Origin of the sequence: Pantoea sp. NSTU24 (assembly GCF_050157905.1) — a bacterium.
Classification (GTDB): Bacteria; Pseudomonadota; Gammaproteobacteria; order Enterobacterales; family Enterobacteriaceae; genus Pantoea.
In genome coordinates, this window is the sequence record NZ_JBKIWZ010000001.1 from 3,058,831 (window position 1) to 3,083,208 (window position 24,378).

A 24,378-nucleotide genomic window follows, 5' to 3' on the forward strand; every position below is an offset into this window, starting at 1 on the left:
GTCACGGCGGCCGCTTGCCGCTGCGCGCAGACCCCTTCTCACCATAACGATAAGTACCCAGTTTCGGGAGAGTGCAATGGAAAAGACCTCAGTAACCGGCCGCGACCACGCATCCGGCGGGATGACACCAGACCAGGATTTTGTGCCGATGCGCAGCGACGTGGTGCGTTCCCCACGTATCCGCAAAGTGCAGATTACGGCGATGCTGCTGCTGCTGTTCGCGGCCATCATCAACTATCTGGATCGCAGCTCGCTGTCCGTGGCGAACATGACGATTCGCGATGAGATGGGGCTGAGCGCCACCGAAATCGGCGTGCTGCTCTCCGCCTTTTCGCTCGCCTATGGGCTGGCGCAGCTGCCGTGCGGTGCGCTGCTGGATCGCAAAGGGCCGCGCATTATGCTCGGCATCGGCATGTTTATCTGGTCGCTGTTCCAGGCTGCCTCTGGCCTGGTACATAACTTCACGCAGTTCGTGCTGGTCCGCATCGGCCTCGGCATTGGCGAAGCGCCGATGAATCCGTGTGGCGTGAAAGTGATTAACGACTGGTTCAACATCAAAGATCGCGGCATGCCGATGGGGATGTTTAATGCGGCATCGATGATTGGGCTGTCGGTAGCACCACCGATTCTGGCGGCAATGATGCTGGTGATGGGCTGGCGGGGCATGTTTGTTACTATCGGTATCCTTGGCATGTTCCTCGCCATCGGCTGGTACATGATTTACCGCGACCGCGACAACAACACCCTGAGTGCCGAAGAGATCCACTATCTGCAGGCGGGCAGCGTGGCGTCACGTAAAGAGCCAATCAGCTTCAGAGAGTGGCGCGGTCTGTTTAAGCAGCGCACCATGTGGGGCATGATGATTGGCTTCAGCGGCATCAACTATACCGCATGGCTCTATATCGCCTGGCTGCCGGGCTATCTGCAATCTACCTATCACCTCGATCTGAAAAGCACCGGTCTGCTGGCGGCGATTCCGTTTCTGTTTGGTGCAGCGGGCATGCTGCTGAATGGTTATGTGGTTGACGCGCTGGTGCGTCGCGGCTTTAACGCGGTGAAAACCCGTAAAGTCTGCATCGTCAGCGGGATGCTGCTCTCAGCCGGATTCACCGCCGTAGTAACCCGTGCCACCGACACCACCAGCGCCGTAACGCTGATTGGGATGGCGCTGTTCTGCATCCACTTCGCTGGCACGTCGTGCTGGGGCCTGATCCACGCCAACGTGACTGCCCGTATGACCGCGTCGGTTGGCAGCATTCAGAACTTCGCCAGCTTTATCTTCGCCTCGTTTGCCCCCGTGATCACTGGCTGGGTACTCGACACCACGAAGTCCTTCAGCCTGGCGCTGATGATTTGTGCCTGCGTGACGCTGATCGGCGCACTCGCCTACCTGCTGCTGGTGCGCCAGCCGATTACCGACGGCGATTAGTCGCCGCTGACGGCGCGGCGGCTACGTCAGCGCCGTCAGGGTCACGCCATATTTCGCCCCGTAACGCTTAATCCCCGCCACGACCTTCTCCGTGCTGAGCGGCGGCGGCGGTGGCAACAGCGCGGCCCGTTCACGCAGCGCCGAGTCGAAGCGGGAAAAGGTCGCGAAATCACGCGGGAAGCGTTCTTCATCCACCCCGATAAAGACCCCTTCATCACGGGCATGGGCGAGCAGCGCCCGCCAGCGATCAATCGCCGCCAGCCCGATGCTCTCCGTGCCGTGAGAAAAGAGCATCATGTCAATATTGCGAAACGGCGGCTGTTTTTCGAGGAAGCGTTGCAGCGCGGCGGCGGAAGGTTCGGTGCAGAACACCAGCCAGAACGGAATCGCCTGCTGTTGCTGCGTACACCATGGATCCATCAGCAGGAAGCTGTCCACCGTCAGCCGGGTCGGTAAAATGCCTGCCGCCAGATACCAGTCGCGGTAGATCTCCGCCACCACATAACTCATCGCCTCCGGATCGTCGTAACGAATCTCCATCAGCGTCCAGTTCTGCGCTGCCGCCAGTTTTTTCAGCGGTGAGATGAGGTAGCCATCCAGCCCCCACTCCGCTTCCGGCACGTGATCGGTGGTAGCGGGGGGCGTCCAGCGCTCCCGGTCAACGCCGTAACGCGCCAGGTATTCCGCCACTCTCGACCCGCCCTGCAGATACTCTTTTTCGGTGGCACCGCCGAGCGCGCCGAACTGAAAGAACGAGCGGTCGCTGGTGCGCGTTACCGGCCACTGGCGGGTACAGTGATTGATAAACAGCGTCGATCCGGCAGGCAGGCTGCCCATCAGAAATTCATTGAAGGCCAGCGGCAGGTCACGCAGTTTCAGCCGGAAATAGCGCATCTGGTCCAGCATCAGGCGATCCTGATTCGGGTCATGCATGTGGTGAACCGCCAGCCGCGGCCAGGCGGCCAGCAGTGCAGCGGCAATCTCTTTACCCTGCTCAAAGCTCGCCATCGCATCATCGGGATCGCTGCCGGACGCCCGGACCGGACAGAGAAACGTCTGCGGCAGCCAGGGCACGCTCATCGCCGACGCCAGATGCACCAGCGCGCCGTTCGATGAGCCAATAAAGGCAGCCGGATACGCCTGCTGAGGATATTCACTCACCATCCACTCGGCGATCCCTTCCACATCCAGTTCGCCCGCCTGCCGCAGGCTGATCCCCTCCGCCAGACCGCCCAGCGCATAGCCCCACTCGCGTAGCCCGGTAGGCAGCCGGTTCAGCGAGGGCAGCAGGCGATCCAGCGTCGGTGACTGACTGGGACTGGTAAAAGGACGATCGTGAAGCGCATTGGCCAGTGCCAGCAGCATGGCCGCCGCAGAGTCAAAACGGGCAATGCCTTTGGGCGGTTTACTCATGCTGATTCTCCTGCTGAATACGCGCCAGGAAAGGCCGGATGGCGTTGCAGAAACTCCACGGATAGACATAGTGCAGCGTATGAGTGCCATCGCGCAGCGTCAGACGTTCACTACGCGGCATCAGCGCGGCGAGTTCATCCAGCCAGCGCGCCGGGCAGATCGGATCGCGCGAGCCGCGCAGCAGCAGTGTGGGGGCGCTGATGTAGGTAAGGCGATGCTCAATGTGATCCCGCATCATGGCACGCATTGTGCCAAACGCGCGCCACAGCCCTGCCTTGGCGTAATCAATGCGGGCCAGCGGCCCCGGTGGCCGGCGCGTTTCCAGCCGGCCATTGCGCCAGCTGCGCCAGAGCTGACGCGGCAGGCTGCGGGCGTGACGATCAACCGTTGGCCCCTGCAGCACCAGCCCCGCCACTGCCTGCGGATGTTTCACCGCCAGCGCCGCCAGAATCTGGCAGCCGAACGAATTTCCGACCCAGATGGCACGCTGAAAACCGTTATGCTGCAACCAGAGCCAGAGCACATCCGCCTGCTGCGCCACAGACATCACGGGGGCTGACGCTGGCAGCGCACTGGCGCCGAAACCCGGCAGATCCGGCACCAGCACGTGGTAATCACGACCCAGCGCCAGCGCCAGCGGCTCCATAGCCCGGCCCGACATCACCAGACCATGGATCAGCACCACGGGCAGGCCCTGATCGTTATTGGGCGTGACGCGGGTAAACATGCGCCAGTCGCCGATCTGCTGAAAGTAACCGGCCAGTCCGGCGTGATGACTGCGCGGCGACACCGGCGGCGTCTGCTTCAGCGCCTGCCAGCGTTTCATGCCCCACAGCGTCGCCGCTACACCCAATCCCACGCCTGCCACAATCGCTGCCTGTTTTCGTCGATGCTTCTGAATCATCCGCTGCTCCTGATTGGGGGAGAATAATTCAGTGTAGGCCGGGATCGAACAGGCGGCGGGTTTATGGTGGGTTCGTCAGGGTCAGGGCGATGCGTTTTGGCAGGAGACTTCAGTTCCGGTATGAAAAGAGGCTTGTTCGCTAAGGGCGGGGGAGAGGACGTTCGCAATTTTCCCTGTGGGTTGCCTGCCTGTAGCCGAAACAGGCGGGAAAACGCTCTTTCCTCTCCCGGCCGGACCGCAGCAAAAAGGGCCTCTGCAGGCCCTTTACTTATTAAAAACCGTTAAGTGCTGATTTCAGAAACTTTGCCAGTTGTCATTGCCCGCAACGGCAACGGCAGGAACCGGACGCAGGACGGCGGCGACCGGTGCGGGAGGATTAGATGGGCGGGCTGCCACCCGGGAAGCTGAGAGCGTAAAGGTGTTGACCAGTTGATTAAGTGTGGCAGCCTGCTCCATCAGAGAGCGTGAGGCCGCAGAGGCCTCTTCAACGAGTGCAGCATTCTGCTGCGTCACATCGTCCATCTGATTGACTGCCTGATGCACCTGCCCTATCCCCTGAGACTGCTCACTGGCCGCCACGGATATCTCATCCACAAGATCGGTAACCTGGCGCACGGCATCGTTCATTCTTGATATGTTTTCCCCTACGCCTTCTGCCTGAGCGGAGCCGGCTTCAACGAAGCCCATTGATGATTCAATCAGCTCCTTGATTTCGCGTGCCGAAGATGATGATCGCTGTGCAAGATTGCGGACTTCACCAGCCACGACGGCAAAACCCCGGCCCTGCTCTCCGGCACGGGCCGCTTCGACCGCAGCGTTCAGGGCCAGGATATTGGTCTGAAAAGCAATTCCTTCAATCAGTGCGATAATGTCAGTGATTTTCGCTGAGCTTCCTCTGATATCGCCCATTGTAGACAGCAATGTGCGAACGCGACCGGCACTGTCTTCTGAGATTTCATGTGCATTCTTCGCCAGCTGGCTGGCCAGGCGGGTATTTTCAGCGGTCTGGCGAACCGTCTCGCTCAGCTCAGACATGCTTGCAGCAGTCTGCTCCAGAGAGGCAGCCTGTTCCTCGGTGCGCGATGAGAGGTCTTCGTTACCCGCGGATATCTGTGCTGACGCAGAGCTGACGGACTGGGCTGACGCTTCAACTTTTGACAGTGATAAGGAGACATTTTCAACCAGATGATTAAATGCCCGGGCTGTCATGCCGATTTCATCCTGGCGAGACGCGTCAACCCGGAGTGTCAGATCAAGCTTTTCGCTGGCACTCTCCATCGTTTCACGCATACCGTTAAGCTGACGCCGGATGCCAAAGATAGTCCTGAGTGCAAAGAAAGCCAGCGTGATGATAGCCAGTGCTGAACCGCCGATCAGACTCCATACTGTCGTTTTATAGGTTCTGTCATTTTCTTTACGCAGACTGTTGCTGATATCTACATTGAATTTCAGTTGCTTCTGATAATCCGCAATTAACTGACGCGCAGCTTCACCAATGCCATCACTCCCCTGAAGTGCGCCCAGCGCTACGGCATCATTCTGAGCCCGTGAGCCAGCCAGGAATGCCGGAAGCGTGGATTCAATCCGCTTCAGCGTAGTGAACGCGGACTCCGCCATCTGGCGATCCTTTTCATTAGAAACGTCGTGTTTCAGGTAATACTCGTTCAGAGAAGTAATGTTTCGGATGGTCGTGTTAATTTGCTTCTCAACGTCAGCCTGGCGCCGCGGCTCTGTTGCGCTCTGATGGCGATAAAGCCAGATAATAAGTGAGTTACTTCCGTCGACCATTTTGCCGATGTCCAGCAATGAGGGAACGGTATTCTCCTGAACGTACTGAAAGCGGGACTGGAATCCTCCGGTAACGACGACTGCCACGATGACCATCGTGACCAGTGCTGCCGAAAGGAGCGAAAAGGTGAGCAGTAATCGCTGTGTAATCGTCATCTTTATTTCCTGCCGTTATAAGTCATTGATCTAATGACAAGGTTTCTATAAACCAGACTTCCAGCTTATTTATCGGCAAAAAATAAAAATTAATTACGCAAAAAGAAGACTCTCAGTTTAGCGCAATGCTAATGTCCGAAAAATGATGAATTTTTCATTTCTTTTAAGGCAAATTTCCTGAAACGCTGCCCGCTAGCGGGTAAAGAAAGAGAAAGCCATCTCGCTGCCAGCGCAGTAGTCAGCATTTAATAAAGTACGGTCACCTATAAAACCAACAGCAAGGGTCTGTTGTAACGTTTTATCCTCTTAAAGTGCGAGATGACCGAAAGCGGATAACATGAGGAGTGACAGCAGATTCGTCGCACCAGACGCGCGAGATTACATCAGAGGGAGCAAAAGCGGAAAGTGATAATCACTGGTCTGTCCCTGACCGCGATTATCGAGGGTTTTCTGCGGAGTGTTTAATTCATGGCACCCGGCGGTACGTGTCTGAACGTCTCAACATAAGCGCGGAACACGTATTTGAAAATGCGTTTCATGCAGCACCTGGTTCAAATTTAGTTGAAGATATACTGGAAAAGTATAGCTGCTGAACGTTTTAACAGCAAATAAATTTGAACCAGATCACAAAATTGCCGATTCTGGTCGGCTGCCCTAAGCTATATAACCGAGGTGCTCTAACAGGATGGTAGAGCCAATCGCAATCAGCACCACACCACCCAACACTTCCGCCCATTTGCCCAGAACCGGACCAATGAAGCGTCCGACCAGCACCCCGGTCGTTGCCATCACGGTGGTCGCGGCGCCGATAGTCAGTGCGGTGGTCACGATATTCACCTGTAAGAACGCCAGGCCGACGCCGACGGCGAGGGCATCCAGGCTGGTCGCCACGGCGGTAGTCGCCAGCACCATAAAGCCATGGCTCTGCGGCGCTTCACAGGGCTCTGCAACGGCGGTCTGACGCAAGCCTTCCATCATCATGCGGCCACCCAGAAACGCCAGCAGACTAAACGCTACCCAGTGATCCCACGCCATAATGTAGCGGCTGGCGGCCAGCCCAAGAGCCCAGCCAATCAACGGGGTCAGCGCTTCAATAGAGCCAAAAATCAGACCGGTTCGCAGTGCTTCCTTAAAACCGGGACGATGCAGGGTCGCGCCTTTGCCCAGAGCAGCAGCAAACGCGTCCATCGACATGCCAAGCGCAAGAATCAGAGTAGCAATAAAAGTCATGATTTATTCACCTGGGGCAAAAAAGCGGCAATTCACGCTGAATTCACCACACAAAGTGTTCAGTTATAAAAAAGTGGGCGCAGTCTACCATGCAAACCGGAAGATAAAAAGACAGTAAAATCATGGATTTAAGTATAGCAAAGGCTATAACTCTTATCATTCGCTATATATGGCGCTAAGTTGATGGCAGTAAAGCCTTTTCTGGTCCTTTCGCTGCCGGTTCTGACCCCTGTGTGCCCTGATCCGCTACGCCGCCATTGAACCGTGCGGCCAATTGCCGGAAAATGCCGGGCTGATAAACAGGGGAAACCGGTTATGAATAACCCTTTTGAAACGTTGATCGTGCCAGGTGGCATTTTGCTACTGGGCTTTCTTTCAGCATTGCTGCTGCCTGCACCCGCTTTCAGCCTGGCGGTGGCACAGCATCTGTTGCAGATATTTCATCTGCAGGATCTGAATCAGCTCTACACGGTGGTGTTTTGCGTCTGGTTTTTGGTACTTGGCGCACTGGAATTTTTTGTGATCCGTTTTGTCTGGCGTCGCTGGTTCAGGGCCTGATGGCACAATGTGCGTCCACCCGCGCTTTTAACTGTCCGGCGCTGCGGGCATAGCCTTCACGCGGCAGATGGGCCGCGCCCAGTGACAGCCCTGCACAGTGCTGAGCCGCATCCTGATACCAGACTGACAGCGGCGAGGGCGCCATCCCCCACTCTGCCGCCTGCTGCGCAATAAGCTGATCCGGGGAACCGGCGGGCAGGCGAACCATCACCGCCAGCCCTGCACGCTGCAGGTCCGGAAAATAGGGCTCCAGCGCGGCAACCATCTTTTCCAGCCGATCGTGATATACACGCTTCATCCGCCACAGGTGCCGCATGAAGTGACCTTCCTGCAGAAACGCCGCTACCGCATTGTGCAGCAATCCTGCCGATGCTGGCGCGAGTAACGCACACACCTCACCGAACCGGGCGGTCAGTGCCGGCGGTACCACGATAAAACCGAGCCGCAGCTGCGGCGTCAGCGTCTTGCTGAATGTGCCGATGTGCAAAACCCGCCCTTCACGGTCGAGGGCGGCCAGCGCAGGCGCGGCGCGATGACCAGGCTGAAGCTCACCCAGATAGTCATCTTCAATAATCCATCGCTGTTCGCGGCTGGCCCAGTCAAGCAGAGCATGGCGGCGCGCCAGGCTCATCGTCATACCCAGCGGCGCCTGCTGGCCCGGCGTCACCAGCGTAAAAACGGCATCCGGGGCACGCGTCATCCCGACGTCGACCTGCATCCCCTCCTCATCGACTGGCACCCCAACCGGCCTGACCCGCAGTGCTTCCACCGCGCCGCGTGCCCGCCAGAACCCGGGATCTTCCAGCCAGGCGGTTTTGCCCTGAAAATCCATCGCCAGACCCATCAGGCCCATCGCGCCTGCATAGCCACTGGTAATAATGATCTGATCTGCCTGACAGCGCAGACCGCGCGCCACAGTCAGATAGGCCACCAGCGCCTGACGCAGTGCCAGGCTACCACGGGGGTCGGGATAGCTGGCGGGTCGGCTGACCTCCACTCGTGCCTGCCGCTGCAGGATGCGCAGCCAGACTTTGGCCGGAAACGCATCGCTGGCGGGCGTCCCCATCTGGAAGGTCAACGGCGGAACGTCAAAGGTTTCGCTCGCTTCAGAACCTGGCGGAAGGTATCCGGCGTCAGAGCGAGCCGGTTTTAAGGGCGGCAATGCACTGACAAAGGTGCCCGCCGCGCCACGGGTTTCCAGAAACTGACTATCAGCCAGCATGTCATAACTGGCACGGACAGTACCGCGGGCAACACCAGGCTGCGCGGCCAGATCGCGGCAGGAAGGCAGACGTGCCCCCGGCTGTAAACGTCCCTCACCAATCGCCTGCTCAATCAGCTGGCGTAGCTGTTCGCTAAGCCCACGCGATGCACCCCGTTGCAGCATCAGCGAGGCCAGGGGCGATGGACCAGTCAGACTCTCATTTTTTGGCACTTTAATTGCTCCATCCAGAGGCCGAAAATCGCCTCATTAACCCTGACTGAGGCAACACGATGAGCGAACGTATCAATTTTCACCAGGCAGCACCGGCAGGCATGAAAGCACTGAGCAGCGTATACGGCTATCTGTCACAAACCGATATGCCGCTCACGCTGCTGGAACTGCTCTTCCTGCGTATATCACAGATCAACGGCTGTGCTTACTGCATTGATATGCATACAAAAGCGCTGAACAAAGCCGGGATGAGTTGGGATAAAATTGTGCTGACGCCGGTCTGGCACGAATCCGGCACTCTGTTCAGTGAAAAAGAGAAGGCGGCCCTGCAGTGGGCGGAGTGCCTGACGCTGATTGCACAAAACGGCGCGCCGGACGCATATTATACCGCGCTGAGGGAGCACTTCTGTGAGAAAGAGGTTGTCGATCTGAACATAGCGATTGGCCTGATGAACACCTACAACCGTATGGCGATAAGTCTGAAAAAGCTGCCTGCCTGTGTGAATGCGTCATAAGCGAAACCGATGCGTGCGCCGCTGCGCACGCATTTTCAGACTCACAAAAATGTAACATTGTTTTTACACATCCAGCCGATCAGTGTTTTCTGGCCCTATTCCGGTTATTCCTTTTTGCATAATAAATCGCTAAATTTCAGCTAATTAAACAATTCCTCACCGTTATCACGCATTCAGCGACTGCACCATCACGGCGCTTTCCTGCAACATTATTTTCCCGTTAACTTACTGACTTAACGATGAAAAATCGCTAATGCACCACAACATCTGATGATTAATTCTTATGCTGAATCATTTCTGCATTTAAAAAATAAACAAATGTTTAATTCAGATGCGAGAATGTTATATTCAGAGGACAAAGCATAACGTGCAGTTAACGCGTTATCACCGCTTTAACCTATACCTGAGACTTAACCTTTGAGAAATAGCGCAACGCGCTCATCAGAAGCGTGACTATTTCGCCTGCGAAACTGTTGGGCTTCAGGTCAACAGAAGAGGAGATGTCGCCTCATGTGCAATTCAGCTGTAAACCTTGCGCTCGCGATGAGTGCCATGGCGAAGGACACCACTACCGCGCAGGAGCGCAAAGACGTTGACGTGCTGCTGATTGGCGCAGGTGTGATGAGCGCTACCCTCGGCGCATGGCTGCAGGAGTTAGAACCGGACTGGTCCATCGAAATGGTGGAGCGGCTGGAGAGCGTGGCCGAAGAGTCGTCCAACGGCTGGAATAACGCCGGGACCGGTCATGCGGCGCTGGCCGAGCTGAACTACACGCCCCAGCAGACGGATGGCAGCATCGAGATCTCCAAAGCGGTGACGATTAACGAATCGTTCCAGATTTCCCGCCAATTCTGGGCCTGGCAGGTTCAGAAAGGCAACCTGCGCAACCCGAAAAGCTTTATTCACAGCACGCCACACATGAGCTTTGTCTGGGGCGACGATAACGTCGACTTCCTGCGTAAGCGTTACAAGGCGCTGCAGAAAAGCACCCTGTTCCGTGGCATGGCTTACTCCGAGGATCCGCAGCAGATTGCCCGCTGGATCCCGCTGGTGATGAATGGCCGCGATCGCAGCCAGAAAGTGGCCGCGACCTGGACGGAGATGGGCACCGACGTCAACTTTGGTGAAATCACCCGTCAGCTGATCGCTGCCTTAGAGAAGAAAGCGAACTTCCGGCTGCGTCTGCGTCAGGAAGTGCGTGAGCTGAAACAGCTCGCCGACGGCCGCTGGCAGGTCACTCTGCAGTGCCTGAACAGCGGCACACGTCGCACGCTGACCGCAGGCAAAATCTTTATCGGCGCAGGCGGCGCGGCGTTGCCGCTGCTGCAGAAAGCCGGTATTCCGGAAGCTCACGGCTACGCCGGTTTCCCGGTAGGAGGATCCTTCCTCGTGACCGAGAATCCGCAGGTCGTCGCACAGCACATGGCCAAGGTCTACGGTAAAGCCAGCGTCGGTGCGCCACCGATGTCCGTGCCGCACGTCGATACCCGCGTACTGGATGGCAAGCAGGTCTTGCTGTTTGGCCCGTTTGCGACCTTCTCGACCAAGTTCCTGAAGCAGGGTTCACTGATGGACATGTTCACCTCGCTGAACAGCAGCAATATGCTGCCGATGGTGAAAGTGGGCCTGAAAAGCTTTGACCTGGTGAAATACCTGATGGATCAGGTGTTGCAAAGTGACCGCGACCGTATGGATGCCCTGCGCGCCTATGTTCCGCAGGCGAAGCAGGAGGACTGGCGCCTTGTTACGGCCGGTCAGCGTGTGCAGATCATCAAAAAAGATGAGAAAGAGGGCGCGGTTTTGCGCCTGGGCACCGAAGTCGTCGCCTCACAGGATGGCACGATTTCTGCCCTGCTGGGCGCGTCACCGGGCGCCTCTACGGCAGCACCGATTATGCTGGAGCTGCTGCATAAGGTCTGTCCTGAGCAGATGAAGACGCCGGAATGGCAGAATAAAATTCGTGCCGTGATCCCCTCCTGGGGACGGAAACTGAACGGCGACGTGGCGCTGACAGAAAAAGTGTTAGCCGAAACCAGCCGTATTCTGCAGCTCGACTATTCGCCGGTCACCCCGATGGCGGCCAACGACGAAGGACGTGAAACCGCGTTCGTGGTCGGCAAGTAATTCAGCGCCATCCAGAGAAAGGCTCCGCACGGCGGGGCCTTTTTTATTGGCCGATTGCCTGGTCGTCCTGACTATTCTCTATTAGGGTTAAGGCATCTTTTCGCTGATCGCTCAGGAGGAAACGGCATGGCTTACTCACCCGGCTCATCGGAATTCACGCTGCTTGACCGCTACTGGCGGGCGGCGAACTACCTCTCTGTCGGACAGATCTATCTGATGGACAACCCGCTGTTACGCGAGCCGCTGAAGCCAGAGCACATCAAACCGCGTCTGCTGGGCCACTGGGGCACTACGCCAGGGCTGAATTTTATTTATGCCCACCTCAATCGTGCGATCCGCAGGCACGACCTGAATATGATCTACCTCTGCGGACCCGGACACGGCGGCCCCGGCATGGTGGCAAACACCTGGCTGGAGGGCAGCTACAGCGAGATCTATCCGCAGATTTCACAGGATGCGGCAGGCATGCAGCGCCTGTTTAAACAGTTCTCTTTTCCCGGCGGCATTCCCAGCCATGCGGCACCGGAAACGCCGGGCTCGATCAACGAAGGCGGTGAGCTGGGCTATTCGCTCTCCCATGCTTTCGGGGCGGTTTTCGACCACCCCGACCTGATCGTGCCGTGCGTAATTGGTGACGGCGAGGCGGAAACCGGGCCGCTGGCCTCCAGCTGGCACGGTATTAAATTCCTCAACCCTGAACGTGACGGCGCGGTGCTGCCGATTCTGCACCTTAACGGCTACAAGATTGCCAACCCGACGCTGCTGGGGCGCAGCAGCGACGAGGATCTGCACCAGCTGTTCAGCGGCTACGGCTATGAGCCGCTGTTTGTCTGCGGACATGAACCGGAAAACATGCACCCGCTGATGACGGAAACTCTGGAGCGGGCGCTGGCGAAAATCGCCGCTTATCAGCGCGAGGCGCGCAGCGGCAACGCCAGCGCCGACGTGCCGCGCTGGCCGATGATCATCCTGCGCAGTCCCAAAGGCTGGACCGGCCCCGAAACGGTCGACGGCAAAAAGGTGGAGGATTTCTGGCGGGCCCATCAGGTGCCGGTCGCGGCCTGCCGCGAAGATGAAGGACATCGCCAGATCCTGGAGAACTGGATGCGCAGCTACCAGCCCGACGATCTGTTTGATGAGCAGGGCCGGCTGAAGCCGGAGCTGCAGGCGCTGGCACCCGAGGGCGATAAGCGGATGGGCGCGTCGCCTTATGCTAACGGCGGCCTGCTGCGCCGCGAACTGGACACGCCGGAGATTGCGGCCTTCGCCTGCGAGGTCAGCGAACCGGGTACGCAGGTGGCGCAGGCCACGGAACATCTGGGGCGTTATCTCAGCGCGCTGTTCCTGCGTAATCGCGATAATTTCCGCCTGTTCGGGCCTGATGAAACCGCCTCTAACCGTCTGACGCCGGTCTTCGAGGTCACCAGCCGCACCTGGCTGGAACGCACCGAGCCCTACGATGAGCAGCTGGCGCGCGATGGCCGGGTCATGGAAATCCTCAGTGAGCATCAGTGTCAGGGCTGGCTGGAGGGCTATCTGCTGACCGGCCGCCACGGGCTGTTCAACTGCTACGAAGCCTTTATCCACATCGTCGATTCAATGTTTAATCAGCATGCCAAATGGCTGAAGGTGTCGCGCAAGCTGGGCTGGCGTAAGCCCATCTCATCGCTCAACTATCTGCTCTCCTCCCACGTCTGGCGGCAGGACCATAACGGCTACAGCCATCAGGATCCGGGCTTTATGGATCACGTCGCCAACAAGAAAGCGGACATCGTGCGCATCTATCTGCCGCCCGATGCCAATACGCTGCTGTGGGTGGGCGATCACTGCCTGCGCACCTGGAACCGCATCAACGTGATCGTGGCGGGCAAGCAGCCTTCGCCACAGTGGCTGGATATCACCAGCGCGGTAACCCATTGCGAAGCGGGTATGGGCGAATGGCGCTGGGCGGGCACGACGCCCGATAATGCAGCGCCGGACGTCGTGATGGCCTGTGCCGGTGATGTGCCGACAATGGAGACGCTGGCGGCAGTCGACCTGCTGCGCGGAATGCTGCCAGAACTGCGCATCCGCGTGGTGAACGTGGTCGATCTGCTGGCGCTGCAGCCGCAGGACCAGCATCCGCACGGCAAATCGGATGAGGCATTCGACGCGCTGTTTACACAGGATAAGCCAGTGATTTTTGCTTTCCACGGCTATCCGGCGCTGATACATCGTCTGACCTATTCGCGTGCCAATCACCGCAACTTCCATGTGCGCGGCTTTAACGAAGAGGGAACCACCACCACGCCCTTTGATATGACCGTGCTGAACGAGCTTGACCGTTATCATCTGGCGCAGGAGGCAATTCTGCGCGTGCCGGGGCTGGCCGATGCCCATCCGGAACTGCTGGAGGACTTACAGCAGCGGCTGGCCGAACATCATCGTTATGTGCGTGAGCATGGTGAAGATCTGCCCGAGGTGCGGAACTGGAAATGGCCGTCGGCCACCGCACCGGGTGCGCCCGACTAAGCAACCAGCAGCGCGTCGGTCAGCATCCAGACGGTGGTCGCCACCAGCGACAGCGCCATCAGGCTGTTAAAGAGCTGACGTTTCCAGGCAATCTGCAGATGGCTGCGCAGGCGATCGCCCAGCGCAGCCCAGATCAGGATGCAGGGCAGGTTCAGCAGCATAAAGCCGGTCATCACCGTCAGAACCCCGCTGCTGGCGCTGTAGAGCAATGCAACGTTGGTTGCCATCAGCCAGGCCTTGGGGTTAATCGCCTGGAAGCAGGCGCCGCCCACCAGCGTCATCGGCTGCGGCCGGTTTCGCGCTTCGGGCGCAGCGGCGCGGAAAATTTTCCAGGAGAGCCACAGCAGATAGGCGCAGCCTGCCAGCGTCAGCGGCAGGCGAACCGCTGCCATCCCGTGCAGCAGTACCTCCAGAGCCATTCCGGCAATCAGCGTCTGTATCGCACAGCCGATTAAAATGCCGAACATCATCGGCAGGGTGCGCCGCATGCCAAAATTAACGCCGGAAGTTGCCAGCAGCAGATTGTTCGGGCCTGGCGTAATAGACATCACGGTGACGTAACTGAAGAAAGAGGGATCAAGCATCATGGCGCTCCTGAAAAACAGACAGAACGCTATGCTACGGCGGCAAAAGAGATGGTAACAGTGACACAAAATCACTATTGTTATGGTTACAGTTCCTTTTATCTATAATTGTACCCATTCTGTCAGGAGGCGACTGTGTCCCTTGTTTCCCCATCCGGGCAGCCCCTTTATCAGCAACTGGCCGAGAGCTTCGCCGAGGCCATTCATCAGGGCACGCTGAAACCCGGCAAACGTCTGCCCGCAATCCGGCGCGTGGCGCAGTCTCATCAGGTCAGCGTCAATACAGTGCTGAATGCCTGGCAGATGCTGGAAGATCGCGGACTGATTGAGGCGCGACCGCAGTCGGGCTATTACGTGCGCGGGGTTTTACCCGCTGTAATCCGGCATGGTGAGCATAAAACCCGGGTGCGCGATCCCGGCAGCAGCAAGCTCGACCTCATCGATAAAGTCTTTGCGGCCCAGAACCATCCTGACTATATCAATATCTCACTGGCCTGCCCGCAGGACAGCGAACTGTTTCCGGCCGCCCGTATCGCCAGGATTACCGCCTCATTGCTGCGTCGTCATCCCGGCATTATCGGACGTTATGCGCTTCCGCCTGGTAGTGAGCGCTTACGGGAGGAGATTGCGCGACGGGCACTTCACGCCGGACAGACCCTCACAGCCGATGAGATTACCCTGACCCACGGCTGCATGGAGGCACTTCAGCTGGCACTGCGGGCGGTGACCCAGCCGGGTGATTGCGTCGGACTGGAGTCACCCACCTACTTCTTCCTGTTTCCCCTGCTGGCCTCACTGGGCCTCAGGGCGCTGGAAATCCCTACCGATCCCCAGCGGGGGCTGTCGCTGGATGCACTGGAGATGCTGCTTCAGGAGCAGCGCATTCAGGCGCTGATAGCGATGCCTGGCGTTCAGAATCCGCTGGGCTGCAGCATGTCGCTGGAAAATAAGAAGCGGCTGGCGGAGTTAGTGAACACTTACCATGTTCCGCTGATAGAAGATGGATTGTATGACGAACTGCAGTTCGACTGGCCGCTGTCGCCGCCCGTCAAAGCTTTTGATCGCGATGGCTGGATTATTTACTGCACCAGTTTTACCAAAACCGTCGCGCCCGATTTTCGTATTGGCTGGACCGCCGCAGGCCGCTTTCATGATGCGATCGCCCGCCTGAAAGCCGTGTCGTCGATGGCCGAATCTGCCCTGCTCTCGGAGACCCTGGCAGAGTTTCTGGCGTCCGGCGGTTATGACCACCATCTGCGCACCCTGCGCCGACGCTACGCCGCCAATCTGGATGAGGCCCGCGGGCTGATCGCCCGATACTTCCCCGCAGGCACCCGTGCGACGCTGCCGCGCGGCGGCTTCGTTTTCTGGGTTGAGCTGCCGGGCGGCGTGAATACCACGGGAATGTTTGACCGCCTGTTGCAGGAGAAAATCTGCGTCACGCCTGGCGCACTTTACTCCCTGAGTGAGCGCTATAACCATGCGCTGCGCCTCTCCTGCTGCTATCCGTTTGACACGCGTTACACCCAGGCGATTAAACGCGCGGGCGAGATCGCCTGTGAACTGGCGGGGCTGCCAGCCGGTGAGGATCAGGGCGTGCCGTTGCGTCCCCAGACCGTGTAGCCGCGCCGTTCAGTCAGGCGTTCATAATAGGTGCGCACCGCCGGATAATCAGGATGATCGAGCGGGGTCTCAAACCAGCGGTTGACCGCCAGGCCAATCGGAATGTCCGCCAGGGTGAAATTGCGTCCGGCCACGTAGCGCCCGGTTTTTTCCAGCTGCTGGTTAAGAATGTTCATGGTATGCGCCCAGCCTTTGCAGGCAGCAGCCAGCAGACGCGGGTCCTGATGCGCCGGCGAGTTTCGCACCAGCGACATAAAGGCATAGCGCCAGGAGGTGTTGAGTTCAGTCGATTGCCAGTCCATCCACTGATCGACAGGCGCGCGCGTCTGGGGGTGCAGAGAATAGAGCCATTCACCGCCATAGGCATTGGCCAGATAGCGCAGGATGGCATTGGATTCCCACATCACGAACTCATCATCCTTCAGTACCGGCACCATCGCATTGGGGTTCAGCGCCATAAATTCCGGCAGGTGCGTGGAGCGGAAACCATCGCCCCACTCTTCGCGCTCGTAGTCCAGATCCAGCTCGTCACACAGCCACAACAGTTTGCGCACGTTGATTGAGGAGGCGCGTCCCAGGATCGTTAGCATTCACAGTCTCCGACAAAACCTTTAACTTATTGATAACGCTGTTGGCGGTGATTAGCAATCTTCCGGCAGAGAAAAGGCCACACTCAACCCAGAGCAAGGAGTCACCATGCAGGTCGCGTTTAAGCAAGTCGACGTATTTACCTCATCTGCCCTCAGCGGCAATCCGCTGGCAGTGATTATGGACGCGCAGGGGCTAAGCGACGACCAGATGGCCGCGATTGCCCGCTGGACGAATCTGTCAGAAACCACCTTTGTCCTGCCGCCGCAGCACGAAGAAGCCGATTACCGGGTGCGTATTTTCACCGTGGAAGGCGAACTGCCGTTTGCCGGACATCCGACGCTGGGCACCGCGCACGCCCTGCTGGAGGCGGGCTGGCCGACCTGCAACCCGGACATCATCGTGCAGGAGTGCGGTGTCGGTAACGTCGCGGTAAAGCGTAACGCGGCGGGCGAACTGGCGTTTGCAGCTCCGGCGGCGACGCTGATGCCCTGGCAGGATGCGCTGCTGGGCAAAGCGCTAAACAGTGATGCGTTCGATCTGACGCAAAGTCCGACCGTGGTGGATATGGGCATTCGCTGGCTGCTGGTGCCCATGATCAGCGCCGAAGCCGTGCTGGCACTGCAGCCCGGCGTCAGCGATCTTCAGCAGCTGATCCTCCAGGCGGGCGTCTCGGGTGTGATGCCCTTTGGTCGGTTGCCCGCTGGCGAGCCTGAGCAGTATGAAGTACGGGGGCTGCTGGTCGAGCATGGCAGCCTGACCGAAGATCCGGTGACCGGCAGCGCCAACGCCTGTCTGGCTCGTTATCTGGCGATGACCGGCCAGACGACGCCTTACCGCGTTCGTCAGGGCACGATGCTGCAGCGTGCCGGCCGGGTAAGCGTGACCTTTGCCGGTGAAACGATCTGGATAGGGGGTCATACCCTGACCGTTATCGACGGCACGATCACCCTGTAGGAGAGGGTGGCATCCGCAGAGGGGTCTGCGCGACGCCGCCTGCCGTTAAATCCCCTGCCCGCCTGACGCTTCGATACGCTGTGCGGTGATCCAGCCGGTTTCGTCACTGAGGATTGCGCTGATGGCATCACCGATATCATCGGGCAGGCCGACGCGACCCAGCGCCGTCAGCCCGGCGATCTGGTCATTTATCTCACGGGTATCGCGCACCCGGCCACCGCCGAAGTCGGTCTCTATCGCCCCCGGCGCCAGGACATTGACCCGGATGCGCCGTTCACCCAGTTCTTTGGCCTGATAGCGCGTCAGCACTTCCATCGCCCCTTTCATTGACGCATAGGTTGCAGAGCCAGGATAGATCAGCCGGGTCAGTCCGCTGGAGATATTCAGGATGCGGCCTCCGTCACCGATTAGCGGCAGGAGTTTCTGCGTCAGGAAATAAGGGCCCTTAAAGTGCACATTCATCAGCGCATCAAATTCCGCCTCAGTGGTGTCGGTAAAAGGCTTGTAATGACCCTGTCCGGCGTTGTTCACTAAATAGTCAAACGTGTCGCGCTGCCACTGTTGCTGAAGGAGTGCCTTTACCTCTCCGACAAAGCGATCAAACTGCCCGGTTTCGCCTACATCCAGAGCCAGTGCGACGGCACGCCTGCCCAGCGCCTCAATTTCTTTCACCACGGCCTGCGCTTCATCGGCATGGCTGCGGTAAGTCAGAATGACATCTGTGCCTCTGGCAGCCAGTTTTAATGCACCATTGCGGCCTAAACCACGGTTAGCACCCGTAATTAACGCTATTTTATGATTCATCTCTCACACCTGTTGAAAAATTGAACACGCTTTAAGGATATTCGCCGGTTCCTGATCTATAAACAGGGCTAAGCGCGCATCACTGTTTCAATAAAAACAACAATCGGTGAACAATATGGATAAAATTCACGCAATGCAGGTGTTTGTGCGGGTGGCCGAAATGGGCAGTTTTACCCGTGCAGCAGAAAGTTTAGGCATACCCAAAGGCAGCGTATCGCGACAGATTCAGGCGCTGGAGAATCAGATGGCAACACGTTTGCTGCATCGCACCACACGCCGGGTGCAACTCACGCAGGATGGGCTGGTCTATTACGATCGCTGTCTCGATCTGTTGTCGATGATTGATGATATGGACAGCCTGTTCCAGCACGAACCCGCCTCGCTCAGCGGTAAGCTCCGGGTGGATATGTCGGTGGCGATGGCGACCAGTTTTATCCTGCCGCGGTTGCCGGAATTTTTGCAGCACTACCCCGGCATTGAGCTTGAACTGAGCAGCAGCGACCGCCAGGTGGATGTCATCCGGGAAGGCTTTGACTGCGTGATTCGGGTCGGTGAACTTAAAGACTCGGGGCTGATTGCGCGAAAAATTGGTACTCATACCTTGATCAACTGCGCGAGCCCTGGCTACCTTTCGCGTTTCGGCATGCCGACCCGACTGGAAGAACTGTCGCAGCATGCGATGGTGCACTACAGCCAGCAGCTTGGCCAGGCCTCACCCGGTTTTGAATATTTTGATGGTCGCCAGTGCCACTATGTTCACACCGGTGGCGTCGTGACCGTGAACAGTACGGAGACCTATCGCGCCGCCTGCCTGGCCGGTCTGGGGATTATCCAGGTGCCCGCGGCCGGTATTCAGTCACTACTTGAACGTGGTGAGCTGGTGGAAGTGCTGCATCGCTTCCCCGCCCGCCCCATGCCGATCCATCTGCTCTATCCGCATCGGCGCAATGTGGCACGTCGCGTAAGGGTATTTATGGAGTGGCTGAGTCAGGTACTACAGGAGTACGTCACCTGAGCGGCTATACTTTGATTTTAATGATAAACAGGACAGCGAAGGTCTATGACAGACAAGCAGGAAAATCCACAGGATAAGCAGCCAGAAAAACCGCTTATCGATATTAAAACCGGTAATCACACCGTAGATAAGTCGATTGTTCGCGTGTCGCGCTTCGCCACCTGGTTTCAGGCTATTCCGGCGGTCGCGCATTTTATTCGTGCGCTCGATCGTTTTAACGATCGGCTCGGCAGCCAGTTTGGCGCAGCCATTACCTATTTCTCGTTTTTATCGCTGATCCCGATTCTGATGGTGTCGTTTGCAGCAGTGGGTTTTGTGCTGGCATCTAATCAGAGTCTGCTGACCGATATCATCAACAAAATTGTCAGCAGCATCAGCGATCCGACACTGGCTACCACGCTGAAGAATACGGTAAACACCGCCATTCAGCAGCGCGCTACGGTAGGGATTACCGGTTTACTGCTGGCGCTCTATTCCGGCCTTAACTGGATGGGTAATCTGCGCGAAGCGATTCGTGCGCAGTCACGCGACGTGTGGGAGCGGCAACCGGATGACAAAGAGAAGATCTGGAAGCGCTATATCCGCGATTTTCTGTCACTGGCTGGCCTGATGCTGGCACTGGTGATTACGCTGTCGCTGACCTCGGTGGCCGGATCTGCGCAGGCGACCATCGTGAGTGCTCTGGGGCTGGATGGCATCGACTGGCTGCGGCCTGCTCTGACCATTATCGCCACCTCGATTTCTGTGATGGCTAACTATCTCCTGTTCCTGTGGATTTTCTGGATACTGCCGCGTCATAAGCCGCGCAGGAAGGCGCTGTTTCGCGGCACCCTGCTGGCCGCCATCGGCTTTGAGGTGATTAAGTTTGTGATGACGCTGACGCTGCCAAAGCTGGCGACCTCGCCGTCAGGCGCGGCCTTTGGTTCGGTACTGGGACTGATGGCGTTTTTCTACTTTTTCGCCCGTCTGACGCTGTTCTGTGCCGCATGGATCGCCACGGCTAAATATAAAGACGATCCACAAATGCCTCAGGGCGGCGCAAGACAGAAAGCATCGTAACGGGTTAACAACAGCGGAAAATGCCCCCCCTTAGCTACTTTTTAATCAGATAACAGGATGAATAGCTAAGGGGTCACTTTTATTTCGCCCTTTCTCAGAGTATCCCGCCAGATATTCCCCGGTTTACCCCGGTATCACCCGGCATTCATCGCACTACAGAAATTATCCTCTTTTTACCCGCTGAAGCCAGACGTGGCGCGGGTTTTCATCATTGAATGCACCCTGGCAGATGCGTAAGATTCTTTGTCTGTATTTACAAATAAGAAACAGTTATGCAAGCCTCCCTCACAGACACACTCGACAAACAGCAGGACCCCACACCCGTTAACTCACGCAGTAAAGTGGTGATTGCGTCGCTGGTCGGTACGGCCATCGAATTCTTCGACTTTTATATCTACGCCACGGCTGCGGTCATTGTTTTCCCGCACATTTTCTTCCCACAGGGGGATGCAACGGTCGCCACGCTTCAGTCACTGGCCACATTCGCTATCGCCTTTGTGGCGCGTCCGATTGGCTCTGCGGTGTTCGGACACTTTGGTGACCGCATAGGGCGCAAAGCCACGCTGGTTGCCTCGCTGCTGACCATGGGGATCTCTACCGTGGTGATAGGCCTGCTGCCGGGCTATGAAACCATCGGCGTGCTGGCACCGCTGCTGCTGGCGCTGGCGCGTTTCGGTCAGGGGCTGGGGCTGGGCGGTGAATGGGGTGGTGCGGCCCTGCTGGCGACGGAGAATGCGCCAGCGAAGAAACGTGCGCTTTATGGCTCCTTCCCTCAGCTCGGTGCGCCGATTGGCTTTTTCTTTGCAAACGGGACGTTTCTGCTGCTCTCCTGGCTGCTGACTGACGAGCAGTTTATGCAGTGGGGCTGGCGCGTACCCTTTATTCTCTCCGCCGTGCTGGTGCTGATTGGCCTCTATGTGCGCGTGTCGCTGCATGAGAGTCCGGTGTTCGCCAAAGTGCAGAAAGAGAAGAAGCAGGTCCGGGTGCCGATTGCCGCGCTGCTGAGCCAGCATCTGACCGCCACTATTCTCGGCACTTTTATTATGCTGGCGACTTACACGCTGTTTTACATCATGACCGTCTATTCGATGAGTTACGGGACCACGCCTGCGCCTGCCGGTCTTGGTATTCCGCGCAACAGTATGCTGTGGATGCTGATGCTGGCGGTGATTGGTTTCGGGGTCATGGTGCCGATTGCCGGTCTGCTGGCGGACCGTTTTGGTCGTCGCAAAACCATGATCACCATTACGCTGATGATTATTGCGTTCTCGTTCCTGTTCCCGGCGATGCTGGGTTCCGGATCTCAGGCGCTGGTGATGGTGTTTCTGCTGCTTGGCCTGAGCATTATGGGCCTGACGTTTGGCCCAATGGGCGCGCTGCTGCCGGAGCTCTTCCCGACAGAAGTTCGTTATACCGGCGCCTCGTTCTCTTACAACCTCTCCTCGATCCTGGGTGCCTCTGTGGCGCCTTATATCGCGACCTGGCTGAATGCGCATTATGGCCTGCAGGCTGTAGGGTTCTATCTGGCGTCGATGGCGGTGCTGACGCTGATTGCGCTGCTCGCCTGTAAAGAGACGCGTCATCAGACATTGTATGACGTGTAATCTTCCCTGGTGAAGGTTAGTCAAACCCGGCAGATGCCGGGTTTTTTTATGGTGCAGGCTTAAGGAGTACAACCGCTCAGAAAGGCTAAAAAAAGCATCGCCTTATGTTCAGGCGCCAGGCTCAGGGAGCATACGCCCTTCGCAAAGACGCAAAACCCGCCATCCCTGGCCCGCTATGCTTTGCTACAGGCGTATGCCCCCATTGGATCAGCTGTCTGTCACAAGATCCTGATCGTGCTTAAAGTAACCAACCTGAGGCGAGGTAATTCTTACAGCAATTAAGAAGTCTGAGGGCACTGGCAACACGGTCAGATGAGGAAAGCGTCCCGCGCCATGGACAAAAACGCCGGGCGCGTTTTTGAACAACGCAAAGCGTTGGCCCGTTAACGGGCGTACCTCAGGGATGAGGTGCGTAATCGCACGGACCAGGTATGCCAGAGATGGCGGATTTGCGTCTTTCCGATCTGACCGTGTTGCTTGTGCAGGCCCGGTCTCACAGCGAAGCAGGCAGTGCAGGCAAGTGTTCACAAATAAAAAACCCCGGCAAGCCGGGGTCTGTTTTGCTGAAAACGGTGTTGCCGGTGATTAACCCGCAACAGCGATACGCTTCATGTCGGTCATGTAGCCACGCAGCTTACGACCCACGGTCTCAATCGGGTGCTGACGAACGGCTTCGTTGACGTCACGCAGCTGCGCGTTATCGACCTGCGTGCCTTCAACCGCTTTGCCCAGATCGCCCGGCTGCAGGGTGGTCATGAACTCTTTCAGCAACGGCACTGCCGCGAAGGAGAACAGGTAGTTACCATATTCTGCGGTGTCAGAGATCACCACGTTCATCTCATACAGACGCTTACGGGCGATGGTATTCGCGATCAGCGGCAGCTCATGCAGTGATTCATAGTAAGCCGACTCTTCGATGATGCCCGCGTCAACCATGGTTTCAAACGCCAGCTCAACGCCCGCTTTTACCATTGCAACCATCACCACGCCTTTGTCGTAGTACTCCTGCTCTTCGATTTTGCCTTCGTACTGAGAGGCCGTTTCGAACGCGGTCTGGCCAGTCTCTTCACGCCAGGTCAGCAGTTTTTTATCGTCGTTGGCCCAGTCCGCCATCATGCCGGAGGAGAATTCGCCGGAGATAATGTCATCCATGTGCTTCTGGAACAGCGGCGCCATGATGGTTTTCAGCTGCTCTGACAGCGCATAGGCGCGCAGTTTCGCCGGGTTAGAGAGGCGATCCATCATCAGGGTGATGCCACCAAACTTCAGTGACTCGGTGATGGTTTCCCAGCCGAACTGGATCAGTTTCTCTGCATAAGCCGGATCGGTGCCTTCAGCCACCAGCTTGTCGAAGCAGAGCAGTGAACCGGCCTGTAACATACCGCACAGGATGGTCTGCTCACCCATCAGGTCAGATTTTACTTCAGCGACAAACGACGATTCCAGTACGCCCGCGCGGTCGCCACCGGTTGCCGCGGCCCAGGCTTTGGCAATTGCCATGCCTTCGCCTTTTGGATCGTTTTCCGGGTGAACCGCGATCAGGGTCGGCACACCGAAGCCACGCTTATACTCTTCACGCACTTCCGTGCCCGGGCACTTCGGTGCCACCATGACAACGGTGATATCTTTGCGGATGCTCTCGCCCACTTCAACGATGTTGAAGCCGTGTGAGTAGCCCAGTGCAGCACCCTCTTTCATTAGTGGCTGAACAGCCTGTACCACAGCAGAGTGCTGCTTGTCCGGCGTCAGGTTAACCACCAGGTCCGCCTGCGGGATCAGATCTTCGTAGGTGCCCACTTTGAAACCGTTATCGGTCGCTTTGCGCCAGGAAGGGCGTTTTTCCGCAATCGCTTCAGCACGCAGTGCATAGGCAACATCCAGACCAGAATCGCGCATGTTCAGACCCTGGTTCAGGCCCTGTGCGCCACAGCCAACGATAACGACTTTTTTGCCTTTCAGGAAACTGGCACCGTCCGCAAATTCATCACGTGCCATGAAGCGGCATTTGCCTAATTGCGCTAACTGGTTGCGCAGATTCAATGTGTTGAAATAGTTAGCCATGGGAACTCCGGTAAGGTTGT

The 24,378-nt window shown here is 57.5% G+C and carries 20 protein-coding genes; 10 read left to right on the plus strand and 10 right to left on the minus strand.

Annotated features, from left to right (window positions below):
* Positions 1-76: 76 nt before the first annotated feature.
* Positions 77-1,429: an MFS transporter gene (locus ACLHDD_RS14625; protein WP_427104666.1), complete on the plus strand. Its 1,353-nt coding sequence runs from the start codon at positions 77-79 to the stop codon at positions 1,427-1,429.
* A gap of 21 nt (positions 1,430-1,450) precedes the next feature.
* On the opposite strand, the gene ACLHDD_RS14630 is transcribed toward ACLHDD_RS14625, so the two are convergent.
* From ACLHDD_RS14630 to mntP, 5 genes are all read right to left on the minus strand, one after another.
* Positions 1,451-2,842 carry a hypothetical protein gene (locus ACLHDD_RS14630; protein WP_427104667.1) on the minus strand — a complete coding sequence of 464 codons (1,392 nt, stop codon included), beginning with the start codon at positions 2,840-2,842 and terminating at the stop codon, positions 1,451-1,453.
* Positions 2,835-3,746: an alpha/beta fold hydrolase gene (locus tag ACLHDD_RS14635; protein ID WP_427104668.1), complete on the minus strand. Its 912-nt coding sequence runs from the start codon at positions 3,744-3,746 to the stop codon at positions 2,835-2,837. The genes ACLHDD_RS14630 and ACLHDD_RS14635 overlap by 8 nt, the downstream gene beginning before the upstream one ends.
* A gap of 294 nt (positions 3,747-4,040) precedes the next feature.
* Positions 4,041-5,690 carry a methyl-accepting chemotaxis protein gene (locus ACLHDD_RS14640; protein ID WP_427104669.1) on the minus strand — a complete coding sequence of 550 codons (1,650 nt, stop codon included), beginning with the start codon at positions 5,688-5,690 and terminating at the stop codon, positions 4,041-4,043.
* Positions 5,691-6,151: 461 nt separating this feature from the next.
* A complete protein-coding gene (azuC, locus tag ACLHDD_RS14645) occupies positions 6,152-6,229 on the minus strand; it encodes a stress response protein AzuC (RefSeq protein WP_367396309.1) in 78 nt (25 codons plus the stop codon).
* A gap of 115 nt (positions 6,230-6,344) precedes the next feature.
* Positions 6,345-6,920 (minus strand): manganese efflux pump MntP, encoded by a 576-nt coding sequence (mntP, locus tag ACLHDD_RS14650; RefSeq protein WP_427104670.1) that lies wholly within the window; start codon positions 6,918-6,920, stop codon positions 6,345-6,347.
* Positions 6,921-7,235: 315 nt separating this feature from the next.
* On the opposite strand from mntP, the gene ACLHDD_RS14655 reads away from it, so the two are divergent.
* A complete protein-coding gene (locus tag ACLHDD_RS14655) occupies positions 7,236-7,478 on the plus strand; it encodes a DUF1158 domain-containing protein (RefSeq protein ID WP_427104671.1) in 243 nt (80 codons plus the stop codon).
* On the opposite strand, the gene ACLHDD_RS14660 is transcribed toward ACLHDD_RS14655, so the two are convergent.
* Complete coding sequence (locus ACLHDD_RS14660) at positions 7,468-8,913, minus strand: PLP-dependent aminotransferase family protein (protein ID WP_427104672.1); 1,446 nt, start codon at positions 8,911-8,913, stop codon at positions 7,468-7,470. The genes ACLHDD_RS14655 and ACLHDD_RS14660 overlap by 11 nt on opposite strands.
* 59 nt (positions 8,914-8,972) lie before the next feature.
* On the opposite strand from ACLHDD_RS14660, the gene ACLHDD_RS14665 reads away from it, so the two are divergent.
* The 3 genes from ACLHDD_RS14665 (at position 8,973) to ACLHDD_RS14675 (ending at position 14,063) form a co-directional block, all read left to right on the plus strand.
* A complete protein-coding gene (locus ACLHDD_RS14665) occupies positions 8,973-9,428 on the plus strand; it encodes a carboxymuconolactone decarboxylase family protein (protein WP_427104673.1) in 456 nt (151 codons plus the stop codon).
* Positions 9,429-9,938: 510 nt separating this feature from the next.
* On the plus strand, positions 9,939-11,552 hold the full coding sequence (gene mqo, locus ACLHDD_RS14670; RefSeq protein WP_427104674.1) for a malate dehydrogenase (quinone): 1,614 nt from the start codon (positions 9,939-9,941) through the stop codon (positions 11,550-11,552).
* Positions 11,553-11,678: 126 nt separating this feature from the next.
* A complete protein-coding gene (locus tag ACLHDD_RS14675) occupies positions 11,679-14,063 on the plus strand; it encodes a phosphoketolase family protein (protein ID WP_427104675.1) in 2,385 nt (794 codons plus the stop codon).
* On the opposite strand, the gene ACLHDD_RS14680 is transcribed toward ACLHDD_RS14675, so the two are convergent.
* Positions 14,060-14,647: a LysE family translocator gene (locus tag ACLHDD_RS14680; protein WP_427104676.1), complete on the minus strand. Its 588-nt coding sequence runs from the start codon at positions 14,645-14,647 to the stop codon at positions 14,060-14,062. The two genes, ACLHDD_RS14675 and ACLHDD_RS14680, sit on opposite strands and share 4 nt — an antisense overlap.
* Before the next feature lie 135 nt (positions 14,648-14,782).
* Here ACLHDD_RS14680 and ACLHDD_RS14685 point away from each other — a divergent pair, with 135 nt between their 5' ends.
* The gene (locus ACLHDD_RS14685) at positions 14,783-16,270 is read left to right on the plus strand and encodes a PLP-dependent aminotransferase family protein (RefSeq protein ID WP_427104677.1); all 1,488 of its coding nucleotides are present in this window, start codon (positions 14,783-14,785) and stop codon (positions 16,268-16,270) included.
* Here ACLHDD_RS14685 and ACLHDD_RS14690 read toward each other — a convergent pair.
* Positions 16,237-16,860, minus strand: coding sequence for a glutathione S-transferase family protein (locus tag ACLHDD_RS14690; protein WP_427104678.1), 624 nt, complete (start codon positions 16,858-16,860; stop codon positions 16,237-16,239). The two genes, ACLHDD_RS14685 and ACLHDD_RS14690, sit on opposite strands and share 34 nt — an antisense overlap.
* A 106-nt stretch (positions 16,861-16,966) precedes the next feature.
* Here ACLHDD_RS14690 and ACLHDD_RS14695 point away from each other — a divergent pair, with 106 nt between their 5' ends.
* On the plus strand, positions 16,967-17,815 hold the full coding sequence (locus ACLHDD_RS14695; protein WP_427104679.1) for a PhzF family phenazine biosynthesis protein: 849 nt from the start codon (positions 16,967-16,969) through the stop codon (positions 17,813-17,815).
* Between the two features lie 45 nt (positions 17,816-17,860).
* On the opposite strand, the gene ACLHDD_RS14700 is transcribed toward ACLHDD_RS14695, so the two are convergent.
* The gene (locus tag ACLHDD_RS14700; protein WP_427104680.1) at positions 17,861-18,619 is read right to left on the minus strand and encodes an SDR family NAD(P)-dependent oxidoreductase; all 759 of its coding nucleotides are present in this window, start codon (positions 18,617-18,619) and stop codon (positions 17,861-17,863) included.
* A gap of 115 nt (positions 18,620-18,734) precedes the next feature.
* Between ACLHDD_RS14700 and ACLHDD_RS14705 the strand changes: the two genes are divergently transcribed.
* From ACLHDD_RS14705 to ACLHDD_RS14715, 3 genes are all read left to right on the plus strand, one after another.
* Entirely contained in the window at positions 18,735-19,634 is a 900-nt protein-coding gene (locus ACLHDD_RS14705) for a LysR family transcriptional regulator (RefSeq protein ID WP_427104681.1), read from the plus strand.
* Positions 19,635-19,679: 45 nt separating this feature from the next.
* Positions 19,680-20,693, plus strand: coding sequence for an inner membrane protein YhjD (yhjD, locus tag ACLHDD_RS14710; protein ID WP_427104682.1), 1,014 nt, complete (start codon positions 19,680-19,682; stop codon positions 20,691-20,693).
* A gap of 272 nt (positions 20,694-20,965) precedes the next feature.
* Complete coding sequence (locus tag ACLHDD_RS14715) at positions 20,966-22,297, plus strand: MFS transporter (protein WP_427104683.1); 1,332 nt, start codon at positions 20,966-20,968, stop codon at positions 22,295-22,297.
* 585 nt (positions 22,298-22,882) lie between these two features.
* On the opposite strand, the gene ilvC is transcribed toward ACLHDD_RS14715, so the two are convergent.
* Positions 22,883-24,358 (minus strand): ketol-acid reductoisomerase, encoded by a 1,476-nt coding sequence (gene ilvC, locus ACLHDD_RS14720; RefSeq protein ID WP_427104684.1) that lies wholly within the window; start codon positions 24,356-24,358, stop codon positions 22,883-22,885.
* Between the last annotated feature and the right edge of the window lie 20 nt (positions 24,359-24,378).